Source organism: Bradyrhizobium sp. USDA 327, from assembly GCF_041262065.1.
In the GTDB taxonomy this organism is placed as follows: Bacteria; Pseudomonadota; Alphaproteobacteria; order Rhizobiales; family Xanthobacteraceae; genus Bradyrhizobium; species Bradyrhizobium liaoningense.
Genome location: NZ_JBGCCW010000001.1, coordinates 434757 through 456343 on the forward strand (window position 1 = coordinate 434757; position 21587 = coordinate 456343).

The following is a 21587-nucleotide window of genomic DNA, read 5'->3' on the forward strand; positions in this document are numbered from 1 at the left end:
CAAAACGCTTCATCTTTTTCGCGCATAGGCAAGGTGCTGCTGCGCGATCTCAAGTCCAGGCGTCTACTGCGTCGGATAAATGTCATCTTGTGCGCGCCAGTGACGCACGCGGCGACTCGATCAAGCCAGCGCTCAATACCAGAAAAGGCACGCGACAATGATGCGCGTGACAAAAGCACGAGCAGGTCAATGACAAAGCGTTTTCGCAACTGGGCCCTATTGTCCATACTCGCCTCCATGGTTGTCGGCCCCGCCGCAAAAGCGCAAGACCGCCGGACTATCGCCGAACCTGTTGCACCTGATACGGTCTGTGATCGCCCTGTGCCTTCCGGCAAGAACGATACAGTTAGCCTACAGGAGGCCATTGAACATTGCCCCGATGGCGCTGCAGTTTATCTCGGGCGCGGCGAGTTTCACTCAGGTCCACTCGAGATGAAATCGGGCGTGACCTTATGGGTCGGACGCGGTGCGACACTGATCGCCATCCCCGAACCTGCCGCTTACGACAAGGGCCTCGGACAATGTGGTCGCATTGCGGAAAAGGGCGACGGTTGCCGGCCATTCATCAGCTTTTCTAAAACGCGCGGCGGCGGTATCTACGGAGAGGGCATCATCGATGGTCAGGGCGGCGCGCTGATCGGCGGCGGCGCGGAAACCTGGTGGCAGCTAGCCCGCCGCGCCCAAGCCCAGGGCGGCAATCAGAACGCCCCACGCTTGATCCAGGTCGATCATGCGCAGGATATCACGTTCTCTGGTGTCACCTTGCGCAACGCTGCCAATTTTCATGTCGCGATGAACCGGGTTGAAGGTGCCACGTTTTGGGCCCTCACGATCGATTCGCCGGCGGATGCCCGCAACACCGATGGCATCGATCTTGGCGCCAGTCAGGATGTGACCATCACCCACAGCTGGATCCGTACGGGTGACGACAACGTCGCAATCAAGGCCGGCGACAATGGTTCAAGCAGCCATATCTCGATCATTGATAATTATTTCGGCTGGGGGCATGGCATGTCGATCGGCAGCGAGGTGAATTCCGGGGCCAGAGACATATTGGTGCGTAATCTGACACTGGATGGTACGACGTCGGGCCTGCGCATCAAGAGCGATGTTGGTCGAGGCGGTCTGGTCGAGAACGTGACTTATGAGTACGTGTGCCTGAGGGGCAACCGGTGGCCGCTGGCTTTCGATGCAAAATATGATCCGCGCGCTCAAGGCACGAGGATTCCGGTCTATCGGCAAATCGTTCTCCGTCATGTGCATGGCGACACTGGTGTGCTGCTGATGCGCGGCATAGACGAGCGGCATGCCCTGGACGTGACACTCGAAGATGTTCGATTTGCCAATTCCGCGACTTGGCAACTTGAACATGCGAACGTCAGCGCAAATCACTCTGACGTATGGCCCCCGCTGCCCGGACGAGCTACACAACCGCCGCTGCGCGGATCGGAGGTATGTTCCAAGGCATTCCGCGACGGCAATCGGTAAGCACTACACGCGGCGCCGAACTCAGGTGGTGAGTTCCGCATCTGGGGCCAAGATTACTGGTGTTGACGAAGGTCGGGCTCATGTCCCGAGTTGGTTGCTATTGGCCGACAGTTTTGCAGGGCCGGAAATGTCAAGGTGACGCAGGTTCTGATTTGGCGATGAAAATCTTGTGTCGATGCGCGACGGCTATCCCGCTGAGAAACGAAGTGTAAGATCACATGCGAATTTTCGTTTCCTCCGCTGCACTTCTGGCGGGATGTTTCTGCATCGCCGCGGCGTACGCTCATCCACTGTTGGTGTCGCATGCCGGAAATGCAGACTATCACTCCGTGCAGCAAGCCATCGACGCATTGCCGGCGGAAGGCGGAAACGTCCGGATCGCGCCAGGCATCTATCGCGAGAAGGTTAAAATCACGAAATCCGGTGTTCATCTCGCAGGGACTGGCAACAAGCCGGAGGATACGGTCATTGTGTATGGCGACGGCGCGGTCAATGTAGGAGGAACGGCCCGTTCGGCGACGCTGGATGCCCCTAGCGATGACTTCCGGCTCGAGAATCTGACCATTCAGAACGACTATGCCCTCAATCCGGCCAATCCACCTTCGCAGGCGGTAGCGCTGTCCGTTACCGGAGATAGGGACGTCATTACGCGCGTCCGCCTGCTCGGCGCCCAGGACACGCTGTTTGCCGGCAAGGGACCAAACGGTAGAATGTCACGACAATACTTCTCGAACTGCTACATCGAAGGGCATGTCGATTTCATATTTGGCAACGCCAAGGTCTGGTTCCGGCAATGTGAATTGCACGGCATCGCCAATCAAGCGGTCATCTATACCGCTCAGAGCAAGGCAACGCCGGATGAGGACAGTGGCTATGTTTTTGATCATTGCAGGCTAAGTGCCGACCCTGCTGCGCGCTATATCGCGCTTGGCCGCCCCTGGCGCTCCTACGCCACAGTGGTCTTCCTGTCGACAAAGATAGATGCACGAGTGATTGCGGAAGGCTGGCGCGAATGGGCTCCCGGCGAGACCAACAAGTTGAGCACGAGCTATTATGCCGAATATAGATCCTTCGGCATCGGTGCTAACCCATCAGGCCGCGAGCCTCATTCCCATCAACTGAAAGATGGCGAAGCTGCGAGATGGTCGCTGAGAGTGTTCTTCGCGGGTGTCACAGATTGGCTGCCCACGAACCATCAGGTTCGAACAAAGAGCAATGTTCACGGTGAAGGGGTTCCACGGCGATCCTCGGATGAATGAGGGGAGCGAGCCTGATTGTGATGGAGAGTCTTGTACAGCAACCCAACCGCCGCCGGAGCCAAACCGACGGAAAGGGGGGCCGGCGCGACGATCTCATCTGTTCGCCGTCCACCCACATGCGCCCGCTTCAGCTCGCAGATCATCTTGTCCGTTTTGGCGGATCAGTGTCGGCAAGCTCTACGGACCGTCACGTCAGCACGTCGTCATCGCTCGGGAACGGCTGATTTGCCTGTTCAGCGCCTTGCGCAGATCTCCGGAGAGCGAAGTGGGCTGATGCTTCGCGGCTATATTCGTTCGGTCGGTGAGCGACGAAAATTCCCGTGCGCGAGGCGAGGGCGCCTATCTGCGCCCCGTCGAAAGTTGCTTCGGAACGAGAGCTCAGTCGGTCGAAAAGTTGTTGAGGAGACCAAGGCGCGCCGCGGCGAAATCATCGGTTACGGAGGCGCTGCCTCAGCCAACCAACTCGGTTGACGAGGCCGCAGACTGTTCGGCAGGTTTATTTGACTTCGGGGGCGTTCCGCGAGCTCCATCTTGGCAAGCAAGTTGTGGAGTTCAAGCATGCACCGCGTTGGCAGCTTACGATGGCCAAGCCGTCGTGCAGGTGAGGTCGTGCGCGCTCGAGCGGGGCGGTCCCGAGACTGCAAGAGAAGCCTTGCGGTCCCTCAGTCAAAGACTGAGCCCGATTGAAGTGAGCGAATCGAAGTCTGCCGGATCTTCATTGCCAACTTGGCTTGCCAGGCACCGTTACTGCTGCGAACTCAGGACGCCCTGCACATCTTCTCGAAAAAGAATGTTTGGGGTCGTTTTGATGCCTGAACGCGCTCGTCGCCACTGGGCGAGAATCTCGTCTCCGAGCGGAACGTCCCTTTCGAAGGCTTACGGCGCAATTCGCCGTTTCTCGTACGACGTGGATCTCACATACGGCATTCGAGCAACAGCTCCGGACCCGGTGGACAATTTGGTCCCTCAGAACCGCAGTCAAAGCAAAAGTGCCAACGCGCGAGAACGCCTCCGGTCTGCGTCAAGGAAAAGACGTTGTGCGTCATCAATGAACGCCTGCAATAGGACAAGCTCACTACCAAAATTGATGCCAAGGACGACAAGATGCACGTCACGTATGATCCATTGGAAACGGTAGCGGCTATGTAAGTCCCGCCGTGATGCTTGAATTCGGCGCACGATCGACCGGCGATCCATTGTTAGATCGGTCGACCAATTTCGTCAGCTCGAACACGAAACCGGCGAAGAGGTGCGATAAAATTGGAGCAACTCCGTCCGTCGTCAGGCGGGTGCCGATGCGACGCCGGTCTCGCGCGCAGCAATATCCTGATCTCGTCAGCTTCTTGAAAGGTTGCGGCTACAACAATCGAGAATCTGAAGAGCTGCAATCTCGCCGTAATCCAGGCCGTACGGATTGCTGCAGGGTCTCTACAAACATGAGGAGAGCAGGATGGATCCGGTTGACCCATTCTTCGATTCAGGAGCCTGGATGCGGGAGTACGCCGCGCTGCCGGGGCGGGCGGGTCAGCGACGGGGCGACTCAAGCGAGCAAGGCGACTTTGAGAAGCGTATGGAGGATTTGCATCTCGATCCGTCTGATCAAAGCAAGTCAACTTCACCTGATCGGCCTCCCGCAGGAGGTGGTCGAGCAGTCCGGCGGGACGATTTCGGCGGTTCGATGCGGGCGCCGCCGCACTCCACTTTTAGGGAGAGTGCGCTAGGCGACACGCGCCGGAGCGTAGACATTCCCAGCTTTCAGCTTACCGCTGCGACGCAAGTGCCGCAGTCTAGTTTGCGAGATGATCTGTTCAGCAGCGCGCGCTAAAGCTTTCCGGACGCAGAGTCTGCCGCGTCGGCCAAAAGCGGAAAAAGCCGCAGATTATGGTCACGCTTCAAGTCGGGAATCGGCAAGGCGCTTGGCCGGAGCAGCAGTGAAAATTCGTCGCGCGACGCTGGGCAATCTGACGTCTTTTCGACGAATTTACGAATTGATTATGCGAGGCACGCCGGGCCGGACGCGCGGGGTCCCTGCGGCCGATGAGGAGCTCATTAAAGATTTCCGAAACAAGGCGGCGGGTAACCTCACCGACGGCACGATCAAGAATGCGGCAACCGATTTGCGCCATTTGAGCGTGCTCCTGAGCGAGCACGGCAGGCCCTCAATTGCGGATCGAATAGCCGGGAATTGGAAAACGCGCAGCAGGACAATCCGGAGGTGGAAAACCACCAGCTGGAAGCTGAGCTCGATGAGGAGGTCGACAGGTACGCAGGCCGCCGCGGCACGCGCATCAAGGCGGCCTTGAAGAAGCTCCGTGAGGTCGGTGCCGGAAACGCCCTGGCGCCTGATCTCCGCCGACTGGCTCCTCACGGCGCGGACGCAACCCTCATCCACATGTGGGCGGCGGCGGAAAAGGCAACACGCAGGATCGAGCCGAAGACGATCGACAGGCAAGCTCGCCGCATGTCTAAGCTGAGTGAGTGGCTGCGGACCCATGATAGGCCACCGATGGCCGGCCGACTTTCCACCCCCGCGTTTGTCCGGGATCTCGAGGAGTACAGGCGCGAAACCAACGACAAGAAGATCAATGCTGATCTGGTCAAACTTGGCGGATACGAGCAAATCCTGGAGGCGAACAGGGCGCTTGGATTGAGGCCTCCTGAGGATCCGGGCCAGCCTTCTTGGGAAGCTGCTCGACAGCCGCATGCACTGCAGGGTCCTCCCGCAACGCCAGCTAGCCCGAGCGCGGGCGCCTGGGATTGGCTTGGCGAGCAGATCCACGGGCCCAACATATCGATGCCAGCGCCGCCCAGCCATTGGCAGGCCGGTTCGTCGCAGCAGCTTCCCGCAACCCCGGCGACGCCGAGCGCCGGAGCCTGGAACTGGCTTGGCGAGCAGATCCAAGGACCCGCCTCACCAGAGCCAGCGCCGCACTGGGGCGCGCAAGCTCATCCGCCGCTCGAGCTTCCTGCTACACCGGCCACCCCCAGCCAGGGAGCCTGGGCCTGGCTCGGGCAACAGATGCAAGACTCCGCATCGCCGTCGTGCGTGAGGCCTCGATCGTCAAACATCTACGGCGGTCTCGACTCCTTCGTTGATCTGGATCCACCCCACACCCCACGACTTGCGTGACGATGCGCGCTCTGCGCCAGCATCTGAATTTGCAGCCGCCTCGTCGTTCGCAGGACCGCCGGGGGCGGCTCCGGAGCTGCGGGATATAGGAGCGATCGTTGGCGCCGGCTGGCGCCACGGCTCCCAGGCGGCTTCAGTCGTGTTGATCGATGTATTGGGAAATATGCATCTGCTGCCAAACCAGTTCGGGCCAAGTCAGTTTGTGATCAATGGGGAGCGCTATTTTCGGCTACGGTGGACCAGGAGGCCGCAGGGATGTTCGCCTGATCCATCATCCCCGCGTGAGCCAGCCGGATGAACCAGGCCCGTCTCAGTCGCTCTATCGTCCCCGGCCGATCGTGCCAGCCGTGCAATCCGGTGAGGGGCCCGTTGATCTTGGGTATCTGATCCGCGGGGATGGGAGCACCGAGATCGATTCCTTCCGCCCTACCTCGTCCGCGCCCTGGAAGGCCAAGGCATCTTGCCGCGGGCGGGCCAACCAACCTATTTCGAGATCCGCGGAGTGCCTTACAGGGGTGAATTGGTGGAGAGCGAAGGCCGCCAGCGCGTACGCATTTATCCTGAACGTGGCTGAAGAGGCAGCAGGGCCTGCAATCGAGCTTTCGGCGGGGCAGCTCGCGTAAGGCGTTCTATAGCGAGGCTGTTGGCAGGCGATGGATCCGTTGCAGGGGCACGGCCTGAACCGTCCAGCCTCCTCTTTGTAGAATCTGCCAAGCGATTCTACCAATTTGGTGCGTGCCCGGACATGCTTTCTGCATCCCTGATCCTTTCACATAGTCCGCCAATTCTTGTCTTGAAAACCGCAGCTACCACAGATCGAACGCATTCCTGATCGAGGGAGCACCGGCGCCGAGCGCAGGCGATGGCCAAGCGCCAAGAACTTGGCCACCAAACGAAAGTTTGCTGACAAAGGCTTTTCCTGATGGCCGCCCAAATTCCTCGGCGGGCGCGGTATTTCGCAACCTGCATAGCTTAAGGCCTCATGCCCAGTTCAGTTATTGCGCTATGCAAAGGCCCCTCGCGCTGCGTTGCAAACACCTGGTCCGCTCGGGAGCAGAGTGCAAGTGCCCACTGGACCTGGGAAGCCGATGAAAGCGAGCTTGGTGCGATAAAAATCGCTAAGGTCAGCTTCCTCCCAGCGCTTTTCCCAAATAATCTCGAAAAGGATCAATGAGGACAGAGTGTGCGGGCGGCCGCCGGCGCTCAGGCTCACCGCCCGCAGCAAGCCAGCGTTCGATAGTCCTCACGCTCATGGCGATCTGCGGCGCGATCCCGCGCGGCGACAGACCGGTGGCGCGCAAGTCGAGGATTTCGGCATGAAGTTGCGCGACGATTGAGAGCCGCGGGCGACGGCTCGTCAGATTCTCGAAAGTTTGTTCATAGTAGGACTAGCTCAATTGATTTCATGACGAGAGGCTAATGTGGAACCGCACAATTTTGACGTAACTGCCGGGCCGCGGTACAGGTCTCGCAAGAGCATCAACCCGACCGATCCGGGCAAGACGACTTTGAGCAGCAATTAAACGAGGTGCGCGAAGCCGATAACGCGATCCCTGACGGTGGGCCACGCGGTAGGCCCTCTACCAATGTGTCTAGCTACACCAGCAGTCCCCGGCCGAGCCGATGAGTGCACTTGCCAGGAGCAACCTCTTGCCAAGCGAGGTCCTCATCAACGATGAGCGTAACACAGCTGAGTTGAGAGCAGCGAAGAGGCCAAGGGCCCTAAAAAGTCCGCAAGGCGTTGCCATTGAGCAGCAGCTGAGCGAGTTCGCCAATTCAGGCGGTGGTGGAGCAATGTCAGCAGCCTCCGCGATGCAGCCGGCTCAATCAACTGGGATTGTGGTACGGGGGCATCAGTTGGACAAGCGGCCTGTTTATCCGAGGATGCTCCCGAAATCTTGAGGCTTGAGGAGGCTCTCATCAAAGGCGGGATGGTCGCCGGTGGGGCGAAGCAACATGCAGGCGCTCTTCTTAGCTTTAGCCGTTGGCTCTTCGCAAAACGCAGACCGAGCATTGTTGCTCGGCAGGACAATAAGTCGCTGAGCAATGGCGGTGACGTATACGAGTTCGTCGGAAAGGGAAATCCCAAAATCCTCCTTGTAGCATTAGACCATCTCCGCACCTTTCGGTCGACGGGCGAAGTCATCGTACGCCAACGGAGCGGTCGCGCCCGCCCCCCGAACGTGGCCCCCATCCATCCCGAAAGCGCGGCACTGATGGAACCGACGCTCATCGGCGACGCCGCTGCACAGCACAGGGCCTCGTACGAAGCTAGCAGTCGGCGAGAGGAGCTTCGGGACGGGCAGGAGGATCAACCCGCCCCGTCGGCTTTCGTCCAAGGGCACGTCGCGATCAATCCCGAGCAGCTTCATCAGGTGGGAGCTTTTGCAAGTGCTGGATCATCTTGATCATCAACCCATTCCGTCACCAGCCTCCGTCCCTTCGGACAAGCTTCGGCGACTGGAAAAGGACTTACAGGGCGAGTTGCACCGACACCCTGCCGCGTCGTTCTCCGCCGATCCAGAAGAGTTTAGTTTCGATCTAAAGCAATTCTCTCCAGGGGAGCTTCGGCGATTGCTTGATAATCAATCCATGCCGTCCCCCGTCTCCGTCCCCTCAGAGGAGCTTCAGCGACTAGAAAAGGACTTGCAGGATGACTTGCGCCAACACCCTGCCCCGTCGTTCTCCGCCGGTCCAGAAGGGCTTAGTTTCGATCTAGAGCAATTCTCTCCAGGGGAGCTTTGGCGATTGCTCGATGATCAATCCATACCGTCGCCAGTATCCGTCGATCCAGATGACTCGGCTCTAAATTTAGGGCAGTCTGATCTTCCCCGAAAGAGTGGAGGGGTTTAAGCGGCTTTTAGCTCCATCTCGATCGGGCGATATATCGATTGCGGAATGGAGCCGGGTTCGGCTCGTAGAAGCCCTCGATGAAAGCAAAGATAATGCGCTGGGCGTCGGCGCGGTTATGGTTGCGATGACGAACCAGTGTATGGAGGAAGCTCTCCATCGGGGCATTGTCGTAGCAAACGGCCTCGCGGCTCATCAACGCGGTGATGCCGGCGCCCGCGAGACCGCCTCGTCTCATGCAATTGGGTTCTTTGGTGAAGGTTGCGGAATTCACGGGCGCGAATAAGGTCATAAGATCAGAATCGCAATCGATGCCCGCGATTCGCCCTTGCTCCATGCCTTCCGCTCGCTGGTTTCCCCCGAGCTTACGATCGTCCAGGTCCTTCCCCATGCCGATAAAGTGGTGCTCGTTGCTCGGTCGAAGGTCGCGCTCTCGTTTCTGTCACGCTTAGCCGACTTGCCGTGGTAGGGTTCGGTCCCATGCGTCACGATAACGTCGGAGCAGAACGGCGCTTGCGATGATCAGAAGAATATCAACGTAGATATCAACAGATTGAGCGCGTGTTCCGTTTGGGGCGTGTGTGTGATGATTGTCGGGTAATGAATGTATGACAGTCCGACGCTTGCATATATCCCCGGAGCGAGATGCGCGATGTATGTTCCCGTGACTGCTGTGCTATCGCGGTGCGCAAGCTGGCCTTTTGCCAGAGCAGCATCCACTGCAAGCTTACTCCAGGCCGTGTTGGTCGCCACGAGAGCAATCAGATCACTGGGCCGGCTATCAAAAGGTCCCTTTGCATAAAGACGAAGCTCGTAATACCGGCTGATCCTGTTGCGCTCAGGTGGAGCTCCCATGACGGAGAAGCCGCCGTAGATGCCGCGAGACGGCGACCCAAGGGCGTCACTCTGCCAGAGCTGCCTGTCCGCAGCGATGTAGTGAAAATTATTTCCGCTCTCCCTTTGTTGCTTGGGATCCGCCAAATTCGTGTAGCGGCTCCTGTTCAAACCAACGCCCGCCCGCAGCCACGTGTCGGGTACGCCGGGAGCAGCCTTGCTCTTGTAGCCGGCTTCTTCGACAAGAAGGATGCCTGCATTGGCCGTGCTCCATTTCAAGCCGGTGGGATTCTCGGTTATATGGGCATAGGCACCATCTGGACTGATTGAGCGCTGGACGGAGACCTTGTTGTACAAGCGAGCGTCAAAATTGTACTTCAAGTTGGCCGCTGGCGTGGGCGCGGCATTGGTGCTCATCCCAGCCTGGAACAAGGCAGACATGTTCGATCCTGTGATTCCTCCGAACAATGTGCCGGTGAATTCATTCTGGTTTCTGAGGTAGCCAAGTTTGAGTTCTAGTACCCACTTTTCTTGGAACGTGAGTCGTGATTCAAGGTCGGGATGATACCCGAAGCAAGAGAAGTCCACCTTTCGAGGAAAGATCGCAAGGTGCTTGATGCCGCGCGGCGAACAGGATGGAAGTGGAGCGTCGACCATGATGAGAGGGCTACGCCGGGCTCGTGACGCAGGGAGGGCGTAGCCCGACCGGAGTTACGAGCCCGGCGTCGGCGCGATCCACAGCGGACCGCGCCGACTGGTGATCGCGGCCGGCTGGTTATGCAAGTGGTTCTTCCGCCAAGAGGAATCACTCGCGTGCCAGGCCGACACATTACCGATCACCAAATGAGGCTCTACATGAAGTACCGTCAGACCGATAGCCCACCCGTGGCCGCCGCCAAGGCTTCGTTCAGCACCTCGACCGCTTACCGGATCGAGAAGGATCGACGCCTTCCGTCGCAGAAGAAGGCTCCCCGCGGCCGTCGCCGGCCAGATCCCTTGGCCCGCGTATTTGAGACAGATATCGCGCCGATGCTGAAGGCCGCCCCCGGTGTGCGGCCGGTCACGATCTTCGAGGAGTTGCTCCGACGCCATCCCGAGCTCGGCGCCGGCATCCGTCGCACGCTGGAGCGCCGGATCCGGGCCTGGCGGGCGATCCACGGCGAGGAGCAGGAGGTCATCTTCCGCCAGACCCACGAACCCGGTCAGCGCGGCCTGTCCGACTTCACCGACATGGGCGAATTGGGTGTCACGATCGCGGGCGTACCGCTCGACCATCGTCTCTATCACTTCCGGCTGGCCTATTCCGGGTTTGAGCACGCCCATGTCGTGCTCGGCGGTGAGAGCTTCGTCGCTCTGGCCGAAGGCCTGCAGAATGCCTTGTGGTCACTCGGTGGGGCGCCACGGGAGCATCGCACCGACAGCCTGTCGGCCGCCTTTTGCAATCTCGACCGCGACGCCAAAGACGATCTGACGCGGCGATACGAAGACCTCTGTGCCCATTACGGCATGCGGCCTTCCCGCAACAATCGTGGCATCGCCCACGAGAACGGGGCGATCGAGAGTTCGCATGGTCATCTCAAGCGAGCGATCGGCGACGCGCTGTTGCTGCGTGGCACCGCCGACTTCGACGATCTAGCTGCCTATCGTGGCTTCATCGATGAGATCGCCAGCCGCCGCAATGCCCGCAACGCCAAGCGGATCGACAGTGAACGTAGCGCACTTCAGGATCTGCCGGACCGCCGCACGTCGGACTATGAAGAGGTGATCGTCCACGTGACGTCGTCCGGCGGCTTCACCTTGCGCAAGGTGTTCTACACGGTGCCGTCGCGCTTGATCGGCCATCGGCTGCGGGTGCGCCTGTATGACGATCACCTCGACGTGTTTGTCGGCGGCACGCATCTCCTCACCTTGCCGCGCGGGCGGCCGCATCCCAATGGCAAGCACGATCAGGTCGTCGATTATCGGCACGTGATCCATTCCTTGCGGCGCAAGCCGATGGCGCTCCTCAACCTGGTCTACCGCGACCAGCTGTTCCCCCGGGAAGCTTACCGCCGAGCCTTCGACGTCTTGCGCAAACGCTTACCGGACAAGAAGGCCTGCCGGATCATGGTCGATCTCCTCGCACTCGCCCATGAGCGCGGTTGCGAGGCCGAACTCGCCAATCAGCTCACGGCTGACCTGAACGACGGCCGGCTGCCCGACCTCAACCGGCTACGTACTCACTTCGCCCCGGATCCCGCCCAGGTGCCGAACGTCGTGGTACGCCTCGCACCGCTCGCCACCTATGAATGCCTCATCGGTACCGCCGAGATCGGAGGCGCCGCATGAGCACAACCAACGTAGTCGACACCGCGCGCCTCAATCTGTTGCTCAACGAGCTGCGGCTGCCCGCCATCAAGGCGCTGTGGCCGCAATTTGCCGAGCAATCCGATATAGAAGGCTGGCCGGCGGCGCGCTTCCTCGCCACCATTGCCGAGCACGAGATCGCTGAGCGCGGCCGCCGCCGCATCGAGCGCCATCTCGTCGAGGCGCGGCTGCCTACCGGAAAGACCTTTGACAGCTTCGACTTCGAGGCCGTGCCGATGATCTCCAAGGCGCAAATGACCGCACTCGCCGCCGGCGACGGCTGGCTCGGCAAGGGCGCCAATCTGCTGCTGTTTGGTCCGCCCGGTGGAGGCAAGAGCCACTTGGCGGCAGCAATCGGCTTGGCCCTCATCGAGAACGGATGGCGCGTCCTGTTCACCCGCACCACTGATCTCGTGCAGAAGCTCCAGGTGGCTCGCCGCGAGCTCAACCTCGAGGGCGCCATCAACCGCCTCGATCGCTTCGATCTCGTCATCTTGGACGATCTTGCCTATGTCACCAAGGACCAGGCCGAGACCAGTGTGCTGTTCGAGCTCATCAGCGCACGCTACGAGCGACGCTCTTTGCTGATCACCGCCAATCAGCCCTTTGGAGAATGGAACAAGGTCTTTCCGGACCCAGCTATGACCCTCGCGGCGATCGATCGCCTTGTTCACCACGCCACCATCGTCGAGATGAACGTCGAGAGCTATCGCAGGCGGACTGCCCTCGAGCGAAAGCGTGGTCCAGGGCGGCCACCGGAGCACGCGACACAAAAAACGCTCGCTTGATTGACGCTCCGCGACAATCAAAGCAAACAAAACTCTTGCGCGCGACAATCATCGCGGCGATCATCATCGCGCCGCGACACTGACTCGCCATCCTGATCGCCGCGCTCTTCCGACCCAGATCGTCGCGCTATAGCTTGAGGCGTGCTGTCGCTCACCGGTGACGTTGCAGCGCGATTTGAAGCGGGCGCGGATAGTTCTGTTGGCGGCGGATGGGCGCAGCACCCGGTCGATCGCCAAGGAAGTTGGGGTCCAGCCGCGGATTGTCAGCCTTTGGCGGCATCGCTATGCCGACCATGGCCTTGAAGGGCTGCAAGACAAGCCGCGGCCTGGCAAGCAGCCGATCTATACGAAGACGACCGACAAGCGGATTCTGAAGCTGCTGGATAAGCCGCCACCGCAAGGGTTTGCGCGCTGGACCGGCCCCCTGCTGGCCGAGGCGCTGGGCGATGTCGATGTCCAATATGTCTGGCGGTTCCTGCGCAGCCACAAGATTGACCTGGTGGCTCGCAAGTCCTGGTGCGAGAGCAACGACCCGAACTTTACGGCCAAAGCCGCCGATGTTGTCGGCCTCTATGTCGCGCCGCCGGCGAAGGCCATTGTGCTGTGCGTGGACGAGAAGCCCTCGATCCAGGCTTTGGAGCGAGCGCAGGGTTATCTGAAGTTGCCCAATGGCCGCGCCTTAACCGGCCAAAGCCACGATTACAAGCGGCATGGCACCACAACATTGTTTGCGGCGCTCGAAGTCGCCACCGGAAAGATCATCGCGACCCATTCAAAACGCCGGCGCCGCGTCGAGTTTCTCGATTTCATGAACAGCGTCACCGCGACTTTTCCGAACCGCAAGCTTCACGTCATCCTCGACAACCTCAACACCCATAAAAAGAACGAGGACTGGCTCAAGGCCCACCCCAACGTGCAATTTCATTTCACGCCGACAAGTGCGTCATGGCTCAATCAGGTCGAAGTATGGTTTTCCATCTTGCAGGGGCAGTCGCTCAGCGGCACCTCCTTCACGAGCCTCAAGCAGCTTCAGGAACACATCGATGCCTACGTCAACGCATACAACGACAGAGCCGAGCCCTTCGTCTGGACCAAGAAAAAGGTCCGTCAACGCCGTTTCAAAGGCCGCCGTATCACTCAGCTCTGATTCCGGGTACTAGTGTCCTGTTGAAGAAAGTCTGGTAGTAGGCGAGCGTATTGAGTCCCACCCGATCTGGCCCTGGGCGATCCCACGTCCAGTATTGCTGCTCGGCCCCTACGACAATCTGTCCGTCGGCAATGCCAAACCGGCTCAGATCGTAGGTGACGATCATGAAGTTCGCCGACGCGAAAGTCGGATTCTGGCCCATATAGAGCTGGTTTGCGATAGTGCTTCTGGCTGCATGCGGTAGCTGGTTGCTTGCAAAGGAGTTATGTGTCCACCCGATATAGCCGATGCCGACGTCCGCCAGCGCAGATCTAACGCCCCCCTTGTCCTGATCAATCGTATCTGCAGGACCAGGGATGGGGAACCACAACCCTTTTTCACGCAGATTGTCGTACCTTTGGAAGGGATCGATCGTTTTTTGCGGTCTCGTCTGAGCAGCCCTGTCCGCATTGCCGCGCTTCTCCAAAGGCACTCCGGGACCTGCTGCTCGCGCCGGGGCAGGAGGGCGGATTGCCTGACAGATCAGGTCGATCGGGAGCTTTGCGGCCCGGTCGGAAGTCTTTCCTCTTTTGCTGGCCTGATCCACAGGGTGGTTACTAGGATCAAGTCCGCTCGCGGTTTGTGCCAGTACGGGATTGCCGACCAGACAAGCCGCTAGCGAAAGTGCGATAGCAAGCCCAGATTGCTTGCCCCTTGGTCTTAAATTGAAAGAAAGTGCTGCCGTAGCCGAGTATGTCCGGGGCGAGGTCGTCGCAAGAAGGCAATCACGCATGGCGTAGTTCGGGTCCATGTCTGCCGGCCATGAATATGCGGCCTGATTGGCCCGAAGTGAGCTCGCGGCGGCGTGTGGCACGCGCCTGCTTCCACATCGTCATTGCAAGCGCAGCCAAGCAATCCAGACCCCCCCGCAGTGGCAGTCTGGATCGCTTCGTCGCCAGCGCTCCTCGCAATGACGAGCAAGCGGCATCGCGGCTGTCGTTTCGCGTCCGTGGGGGAGGGGGACGAGCCAGAACTCGATCTATCCGAACAGAGCCACTCAGGCTTCCTGAACCTCTCAGCTCGCGGCGCGAGGATGATCTGGTCCGAAACTTTGGTTGTGCGTGACGCCGGTGCGCCCAGAGCCAGCGGAGAGCGCTGGCTCGGCAAATGCTCACGAGCGCGCGGAGCGTTCTGTCCTGGCCGCCAAAGCGTTGCGAATGTCCACCTTGCTCACTGTGCGTCAGGCGAGTCTGGCGGTGGTGCGCATCTGCATCGAAGGCGGCTTTCTGGACCAAACGGCAGCCACCCGAAAGCAAGGCTAGCCGTGCAAGAGGCTTGGCTTCACGAAGCGTTTCATTGGTATCGTTGTCACCGAAACACGAGACGATCGGCGGGCTTGAAGGCCGAAGAGCTTTTGGATTTGCGCGCGCGGCAACCACACCACAACATCCAACGTGATAGCCCAGGGGACCGGAGGAATCAGCCATCGAGCAGCTTTGGCGGATATCGGCGAGCAGTTGCTTTCTGCCGTCGGCGCGGCAAAACCTGTCTTGCATCCAAAACCTTGATGTGCGCGGCGTTCGTTGGTTACGCTTGCCACGTGCCCGTCATCTCGAACAACCTGCCGGAACTGGTAGTTGATCAGGTGCAATGTTTGCCGGTCCAATCGCGCCATTGCGGCTCGGCCGATCAGCCGTGGCGCTTACGTGGCGCGTCCCAGACGAGGTTGCTGGTCTGGGCAATGCGTGAGGCGGGGCTCCATCGAACACTTGCAGGAATCAGTGGACGGTTTGCATTCGTGCCGGGGCACGGTAAAAAATCTGCAAGGTTCTTCTGAATGATGAGAGAATGCTGCGCCATCGCCGACTACGACGAGAACCATTGCTCGCTGGTGGCGCTATCATTGAGAACGCGCGCAAATTGTCGCGTTGCTCAAGAAGGAGCGTTTCATAGGAGTAGGCGCAGCCGATCGGGAAGCTCACCAAGATTGATTATTGTCGACGCTGGCAGCTCCTGGAACGCGGGAGCATCGCGAGCTATCGCGTCGACAAAATAAGCCTGCTGGAACGAGATCTTGAGCGAGGGACAATGGACTTGATTGATCAAGCGGCCGCTTCAGACTTGCGGCCGCTCTTGCACGGGCCGTCAAGACGGATTCTCCCGGTTTTGGTGCTCCCGCTTATCCTCGTCGGCTCGTGTGCTGCTAGCGCCTGGCTTTGGGCTAACCTTGAAGAGCCTGTCGAGACGCCGGAAAGCAGCGAAGTCGCTTCAACGATGAGCCTGCCACCGGAGGACAGGGCATCCTTGTCCGAGATAAAGTGGGCACAGCAGAAAAATGGTGATGAGATCGCAGAACTCAACCGCCGGATCGATGCCCAGCGGGATGTCCTCAAAGGGGTCCTGGATCAGATCACCATACTGACTTCGCGGATCGATGCGCTGCAGAGTTCAACACCTGTCCCTTCTGCTGCTTCCGAGCCTCCTTTGTCGCCAGCCCGGGCTGTTTCGAGCGCCGCCAGGAAACGCTTCGGGCGGTCCAAACCACAGGGACCTGTTTCCGTCGGAGGCGCGCCAGTGATCGCCGGACCGAAGACAGCCGAGCCTTGAGTCTGGGACGCTGCAGGCGTCGTCGAGTGTCCAACTGTGCTCGAGGAGGTGGACCGTAGCTTCGCAAAGCTGCCTCCAGCCGTAAATTTCCCGAAGCTGGTGCGGGCGCCGGCGTCTCCAGCGGCACGTCGCTGAGGCCGTCACCATCATCAAGAGCAGTCAAGGGGAGGTGGGGCAGAGCCCTTTCGGCATGATCGAGCCGTGGCCCTGAACGGCGGAATCCGCTGCGCTTCTCCTTCAAATCAGCTTCCCTTTAGTCAGCCCTCCCGGTTTGAGGCCATATCTGAAAGATCGTTGTCATGACACCGCCGCTGCATCCTCGAAATCTGGCCTGTCTGCCGGAGGTGCCTCTTCAGATCATTCCGTCGCGAAGAGCTTAAATGTTTGAGATCTGCTCACATGCGCGGCTTAGTTAATAGGGATACGGTCGAGATAGGTGTCGAATGCGGCAGCAACAGCACGAACGAGAAACCGGTGTTCCTGCTTGACCCGAATGAATCCCTCTTCAATGTCCACTATCCCGTCTTCGGCGAGCATTCCCAGCCGGTCGGCCGAATTGAGAAGAGGAATTGGATCAAATCCGTGAGCAGCACAGATCGCTGGTACGTCGGCCTGCAAATCGCACATCAGACGCTCGATAATTGCGGCGCGGAGGCGATCTTCGGGGGAGAGGCAGTAGCCTTTTGAGGTTGCCGGACGACCAGCCTGAATGTGTTGGTGATAGGAAGCGGTTGCGCTCTCGTTCTGAACGTAACCCTCACGCAGACGGCCGATGGCTGACGGACCTAAGCCGATCACGGTTTTGCAGGTATCAGCCGAATAGCCCAGGGAGTTGCGGCGAAGCTGACCGGCTTTCTGCGCCAGCGCGAGCTCGTCGTTGGGCAGGGCGAAATGGTCGAGCCCGATCTGGCGGTAGCCAGCCGAGACCAGCGTATCTGCGATAGCCGCGGCTTGCTCGGCGCGGGCGAGATTATCCGGCAGCGCCGTCTCATCGATCTGGCGCTGACGTTTCATATAGGAGGGGACGTGAGCATAGCCGAAAACTGCAAGCCGGTCTGGCCGCATGGCCAGAGCCGTCCGTGTAGAGTCCACGCAAGATCGCACCGTCTGATGCGGCAGTCCGAAGAGGAGGTCGAAATTGATGCGGCTTATCCCATGCTGGCGAAGGCTTTCGACGACAGACGCCGTCTGCACCTCGCTCTGGACGCGGTTGACCGACCTCTGAACCACCCCGTCGAAGCTTTGCACGCCGATGCTCGCGCGATTGACGCCGGCCACTTGTAATGTTTCAACCATCTCGGCCGTGAACGCACGTGGGTCGATTTCTATGGCGATGGTAGCTGATTTGCTGAACGCGAAGCAGCGTCGCAGGAGTGCCATCAAGGCGAGAAAATCGGCCGGTGCAATAGTAGTCGGCGTCCCGCCGCCGAAATGCACGTCGCTTACCGGCAGCGCGCGAGGCGCTTGCTCTGCGACCAAACGTATCTCGGCATGCAGCGTCGCCAAGTACTTGCGGATCGGTCGCTCGCTGCGAGTGAGGCTTGTAGGGAAGCCGCAATACCAACAGATAGCACGACAGAACGGAACGTGGATGTATAGCGACACGGGATCGTCGGGCGGCAGCCGCCTCAACCATGTCTCACAAGTCTTGGCACCGACGGTCGCGGAGAAATCCGGCACGGTCGGGTATATGGTGTACCAAGGCAGGCGAGCGTCGCAATACTTGTTCAGGAGAGACGTCTGCAAAGCCTAACTTTCTCATGGTCGAGCGGCATAAAGCTGACCGATGCCCACTGTTATGTCTTTGCGTTATGTCAAACGCGTCTAACGGTTCCTGAGATCTGGCCTGCTCTCGACGTCACGGCCAAACGCAGCGTTGGGGTTCATGCCTGGAAGTGAGCGCCGCTCGTCCGCAATTATTCGGACGTTTATGGTGGCATATGAATTTCTACGAGGACGCTCGAATTAGCGCGGTGTACCGCGACTAGCCGTGCGCAGTATCAATCGCTCATCGGGCAGCGTCGTTTCCGCATTCCCCCTGGCGTGCTGCCTTTTTGCGACGGAAACAGGGATCTTAAAACCTCAGCAGGGCAGCTGAGCTTGTTGCTGGACTTCCGAGGAAAGGCCGACGTGGTTGCTCCGCAATCGACGGATGCCTCCCGTTCAAGGCCGGAGCGTCACGGAGATAAGTGACTTGCTAGAGCAGAGCGCGATGTGCGATGTGCGATTGCAGCACGTGACGCTGCGTGCGATTCAAGTCTTTTGTAGCAGCTCACGAAAAACTTTTTTGGTTTCCAGCATAAAATCAATGAGCCTCAATTCCGCCACGCTGCTTGTCTCATTGCCGCAAGCATCATCACGGATGTACTGATGATGTTGGGGTGGCCCCGGCGCACTTCACGCCCCCGGCAAAGTGCGTCGGGACGCCTTGGTTCGCCGGCGTCTCGTTCAGATCCAAATACATGTCACTAACTCACAACGAGTTGGACGTCGTGCTGATGGCAAACGCGAGCTCGGAACGATTTTCTGTACTTTCTATTCTGCTTCATCGGTTGAGGCGTTTTGTTTCTGATAACGCCGTTGCAGCTGTTGATCGGCCAGATCGCATATCTATGCAGCGAGTCTTCATTGGCGTCGCATCAATGCGATGGACCTCCAGATTCGGTTCCACATAAGTCGCCTGGTGAGGCGTCGATCATCCCGTCACAAAACATTCCTACGCTGCGAGCTGGAGGCCATGTATGCAGGAGCCGGGGTGTAAGGTTGTGCCTCATGATTACAGAAAATGGGATTCGCATCCTGGCGTTCCAGTCCATTCACACTGGATCGATAAAGTGTCTGTTTCGAAAACCAATCGAGCGTGGACATCATCTTCGTAATATTCTCCATGAGGACGCAGCCCACACGCGCGCGAGAAAGGAGATTGCGCGGCCTTGCAGAAATACTATATTGAGAGTTCATCGCCCTATCGCTCCTAACCAAGTCGAATGCGCACCCTGGCGCGGTCCTCAGGGTAGTGAGAGCTTGCCGGATCGCCATCGATCAGGTGCTCTTCGTCCGGCACGCTTGATTGAAGCGTCGCGCCAGGCCATAGCCGAGATCGGCGTACGCCTCGTTTGCTCGCCCGGCCTGCCCGACGTTGATCCTGCAGGTCGATTGGAAGCGCGAATCGGATGCGATCTAGTACTGACCGTCCGCCTCAGGACGATGCGGAGCGCGCTCGGATCCGCCTCACCCTCGCTCGACCCTACGGCTTTTCGCGATCGTGTTGGCGGCTTTCAGTGTTGGGCAAGGCGCTCGGACCAGGCTTGAGCCGCGGCTCGCAGAAACCTTGTACTTCGATCTGACCGCGCTGGGATCGCCCGCATGAAAGATGCGCGTTTCCACTTTAAGCGCGAACCAATTGAATGCCGGCAACGAGCAGAACGGCCGCCAGTATGAATCTGATGGCTGTCTGGCTCAACCATTTCAGGCCGATTACTGCTCCAGCGACCGCCCCCGCCAGCGTGAAGATAGCGTATAGAGCCAAATCCGGAGAGGGAAATTGCCCGGTGAAAAGAGCTCCGACGAAGCCGACTGTGGAATTGGCCAGGATAAAAGGGGGTGATAGCGCGACGGTCTGCCTCGGTGATGCCCAATTCAGTGCGATGAGCGTCGGGGCGAGGAACACACCGCCGCCCACCCCAGTCAGGCCAGAAACGAGGCCAAGGACCGCGCCAATGCTCACGCTTTCCCGGAGCGGAATTTCGCCGACGCGATCGACAGCTCGTCCCCGCTGCATGATCATCACTGCGCTCGCCAGAAGAAGAACGAGTCCGGTTAGTGTTTTGTACATGTGCTCCTCGAGCACAATCAAGCCACCGGCAAGCGACGCTGGCATTGACGAAAAGAGAAGAGGGCGCAGGATTGTCCAGTCAACGACCTTGTTGCGGTTGAACAGCCAAGTAGAATAAGCCGCGACGACAATGTTGAGACCAAGCGCCGTGGGGCGCGTCTCTGTCGATGACATACCAAAAAAAGCCATTAGCGAGAGGAATGCAGTCCCGCCAGCCTGGCCAACGCTCGCATATAGCAGGGAGATGATCGCGAAGAGCAGGGAAGTCATGCTTCACATATCTTGGCGACGATCTTCGCCCGTTTTATTAGCAAGCCCATCATGATTCGTGCATCTGGTGCGGCCTAATTGTATTTCCGCTCGGGGCGGATCTAAGCGGTTCGCCGGAATCGTGCGGCCGGAGGTGTAGTCAGTTCAAGTTCCTTAGCGAGTGCCATGTGTGGACCCTCCCATCAATTGCCGAGGTTGGTAGTTGACTGGGCCCCAATAGGGGGCGTTTGAGGCCCTGAGAGGACGGCACTCGAGGGGGCGGCCGAGGTGAGCTGCCGAGGTGAGCTGCATTTGTTGCTGTAGCTTACCCCGTGCCGCAGCTCGCAATGGTACTGTCGCCTTCCCTCCCCATGTCATGAATGCTTCGAGGCACCTACCTCGCAACCAACCGTCCGCATTCGAAGTCCTTTTGCGACGATTGATTTTGGCGAAATCAACAGTTGGTATGGCACTTGCTAATCCGATCCGGGGGCCTCTCCTTCTGGAATGCGCATGCAAAGTGTCTTCCGCATCAAACAGGTTTCGCGACTGCGCCTATCGCTTGTTGCGTTTTTGACGTGGCCCATTTCTGTCCGTTCGGTTCGTTTGTACCGGGCCTGCCGGACGGGCCCGATGAAATGCCGGACAACGATGCGGGGAGTATGGCGTCTGCATCGGATCTTCCGTTCAGCTCATCGATCGCGTCACCGACGCTGTCACACGCCGAGAATCAGCGACAGGTTAGCGATGGATGATTCGCAAGATTGGGAAAAAAGATGACACTTCTGTTGTCTTCATCTCAAAGCAGGGAATTGGTACTGACAAGACGCAGATCGAGTCTCGCACTGAAAGGTGCGTGCTCTACCTTACGTGTAGTTCAGAGCCCAAGATCTCCTCGTGCTCGCCCGAGAGACAAAGCGAAGCACCGTTCGGACGCGACTGCGTTTTCTCGCCATGCAAGCTAAACCGACCCAAGCATCTAGCCGTGCGTGCGCTCGGTTCTTGTCGCCAGCACAGTCCCGGGGCCCTCGGCCCTTCTATCACTGCCGGCATGAGTAAGATGGAGCATCCTTGT

Annotated in this window: 13 protein-coding genes; 7 read left to right on the forward strand and 6 right to left on the reverse strand. The window is 59.1% G+C overall.

Translation table 11 applies throughout. The features are described from left to right. The first annotated feature begins 189 nt into the window (after window positions 1-189). The 3 genes from ABIA42_RS01940 (at window position 190) to ABIA42_RS01950 (ending at window position 5877) form a co-directional block, all read left to right on the forward strand. The gene (locus ABIA42_RS01940; RefSeq protein ID WP_014497833.1) at window positions 190-1488 is read left to right on the forward strand and encodes a glycoside hydrolase family 28 protein; all 1299 of its coding nucleotides are present in this window, start codon (window positions 190-192) and stop codon (window positions 1486-1488) included. 218 nt (window positions 1489-1706) lie between these two features. Continuing rightward, window positions 1707-2747, forward strand: a complete 1041-nt coding sequence (locus tag ABIA42_RS01945) for a pectinesterase family protein (RefSeq protein ID WP_011084794.1) — start codon at window positions 1707-1709, stop codon at window positions 2745-2747. A 2185-nt stretch (window positions 2748-4932) separates the two neighbouring features. After that, window positions 4933-5877, forward strand: a complete 945-nt coding sequence (locus ABIA42_RS01950; RefSeq protein ID WP_014497831.1) for a hypothetical protein — start codon at window positions 4933-4935, stop codon at window positions 5875-5877. A 2860-nt stretch (window positions 5878-8737) separates the two neighbouring features. Here the strand turns inward: ABIA42_RS01950 and ABIA42_RS01955 are convergent. Next, window positions 8738-9118 carry a transposase gene (locus tag ABIA42_RS01955; protein WP_011084799.1) on the reverse strand — a complete coding sequence of 127 codons (381 nt, stop codon included), beginning with the start codon at window positions 9116-9118 and terminating at the stop codon, window positions 8738-8740. Window positions 9119-9249: 131 nt separating this feature from the next. Beyond that, window positions 9250-10149: a carbohydrate porin gene (locus tag ABIA42_RS01960; RefSeq protein WP_099421828.1), complete on the reverse strand. Its 900-nt coding sequence runs from the start codon at window positions 10147-10149 to the stop codon at window positions 9250-9252. Between the two features lie 189 nt (window positions 10150-10338). On the opposite strand from ABIA42_RS01960, the gene istA reads away from it, so the two are divergent. The 3 genes from istA to ABIA42_RS01975 all read left to right on the forward strand — a co-directional run bounded on the left by istA (window position 10339) and on the right by ABIA42_RS01975 (window position 13842). Then, entirely contained in the window at window positions 10339-11889 is a 1551-nt protein-coding gene (gene istA, locus ABIA42_RS01965; protein WP_080769320.1) for an IS21-like element ISBj11 family transposase, read from the forward strand. Continuing rightward, window positions 11886-12695, forward strand: coding sequence for an IS21-like element ISBj11 family helper ATPase IstB (gene istB / locus ABIA42_RS01970; RefSeq protein ID WP_014497900.1), 810 nt, complete (start codon window positions 11886-11888; stop codon window positions 12693-12695). The genes istA and istB overlap by 4 nt, the downstream gene beginning before the upstream one ends. Window positions 12696-12852: 157 nt before the next feature. After that, window positions 12853-13842: an IS630 family transposase gene (locus ABIA42_RS01975; RefSeq protein WP_011087005.1), complete on the forward strand. Its 990-nt coding sequence runs from the start codon at window positions 12853-12855 to the stop codon at window positions 13840-13842. Here the strand turns inward: ABIA42_RS01975 and ABIA42_RS01980 are convergent. Both ABIA42_RS01980 and ABIA42_RS01985 read right to left on the reverse strand, forming a co-directional pair. Beyond that, window positions 13829-14632 (reverse strand): hypothetical protein, encoded by an 804-nt coding sequence (locus tag ABIA42_RS01980; protein WP_231088518.1) that lies wholly within the window; start codon window positions 14630-14632, stop codon window positions 13829-13831. The two genes, ABIA42_RS01975 and ABIA42_RS01980, sit on opposite strands and share 14 nt — an antisense overlap. A 507-nt stretch (window positions 14633-15139) precedes the next feature. Then, a complete protein-coding gene (locus tag ABIA42_RS01985; RefSeq protein ID WP_161966254.1) occupies window positions 15140-15496 on the reverse strand; it encodes a hypothetical protein in 357 nt (118 codons plus the stop codon). Window positions 15497-15909: 413 nt separating this feature from the next. On the opposite strand from ABIA42_RS01985, the gene ABIA42_RS01990 reads away from it, so the two are divergent. After that, window positions 15910-16428: a hypothetical protein gene (locus ABIA42_RS01990; protein WP_011084803.1), complete on the forward strand. Its 519-nt coding sequence runs from the start codon at window positions 15910-15912 to the stop codon at window positions 16426-16428. Window positions 16429-16836: 408 nt separating this feature from the next. Here the strand turns inward: ABIA42_RS01990 and hemN are convergent, their stop codons facing one another. Further along, window positions 16837-18174, reverse strand: a complete 1338-nt coding sequence (gene hemN / locus ABIA42_RS01995; RefSeq protein WP_011084804.1) for an oxygen-independent coproporphyrinogen III oxidase — start codon at window positions 18172-18174, stop codon at window positions 16837-16839. A 1642-nt stretch (window positions 18175-19816) separates the two neighbouring features. After that, window positions 19817-20533, reverse strand: coding sequence for a sulfite exporter TauE/SafE family protein (locus tag ABIA42_RS02000; RefSeq protein WP_011084806.1), 717 nt, complete (start codon window positions 20531-20533; stop codon window positions 19817-19819). Window positions 20534-21587: the final 1054 nt, after the last annotated feature.

Bases quoted from the DNA above. Each gene is read 5' to 3' on its own strand.
- istB (WP_014497900.1), top strand. From the start codon at position 11,886: ATGAGCACAACCAACGTAGTCGACACCGCGCGCCTCAATCTGTTGCTC.
- istA (WP_080769320.1), top strand. From the start codon at position 10,339: ATGCAAGTGGTTCTTCCGCCAAGAGGAATCACTCGCGTGCCAGGCCGA.
- ABIA42_RS01940 (WP_014497833.1), top strand. From the start codon at position 190: ATGACAAAGCGTTTTCGCAACTGGGCCCTATTGTCCATACTCGCCTCC.
- ABIA42_RS01985 (WP_161966254.1), bottom strand. From the start codon at position 15,496: ATGGCGCGATTGGACCGGCAAACATTGCACCTGATCAACTACCAGTTC.
- ABIA42_RS01990 (WP_011084803.1), top strand. From the start codon at position 15,910: ATGGACTTGATTGATCAAGCGGCCGCTTCAGACTTGCGGCCGCTCTTG.
- ABIA42_RS01945 (WP_011084794.1), top strand. From the start codon at position 1,707: ATGCGAATTTTCGTTTCCTCCGCTGCACTTCTGGCGGGATGTTTCTGC.
- ABIA42_RS01955 (WP_011084799.1), bottom strand. From the start codon at position 9,118: ATGGGGAAGGACCTGGACGATCGTAAGCTCGGGGGAAACCAGCGAGCG.
- ABIA42_RS01980 (WP_231088518.1), bottom strand. From the start codon at position 14,632: ATGGACCCGAACTACGCCATGCGTGATTGCCTTCTTGCGACGACCTCG.
- ABIA42_RS02000 (WP_011084806.1), bottom strand. From the start codon at position 20,533: ATGACTTCCCTGCTCTTCGCGATCATCTCCCTGCTATATGCGAGCGTT.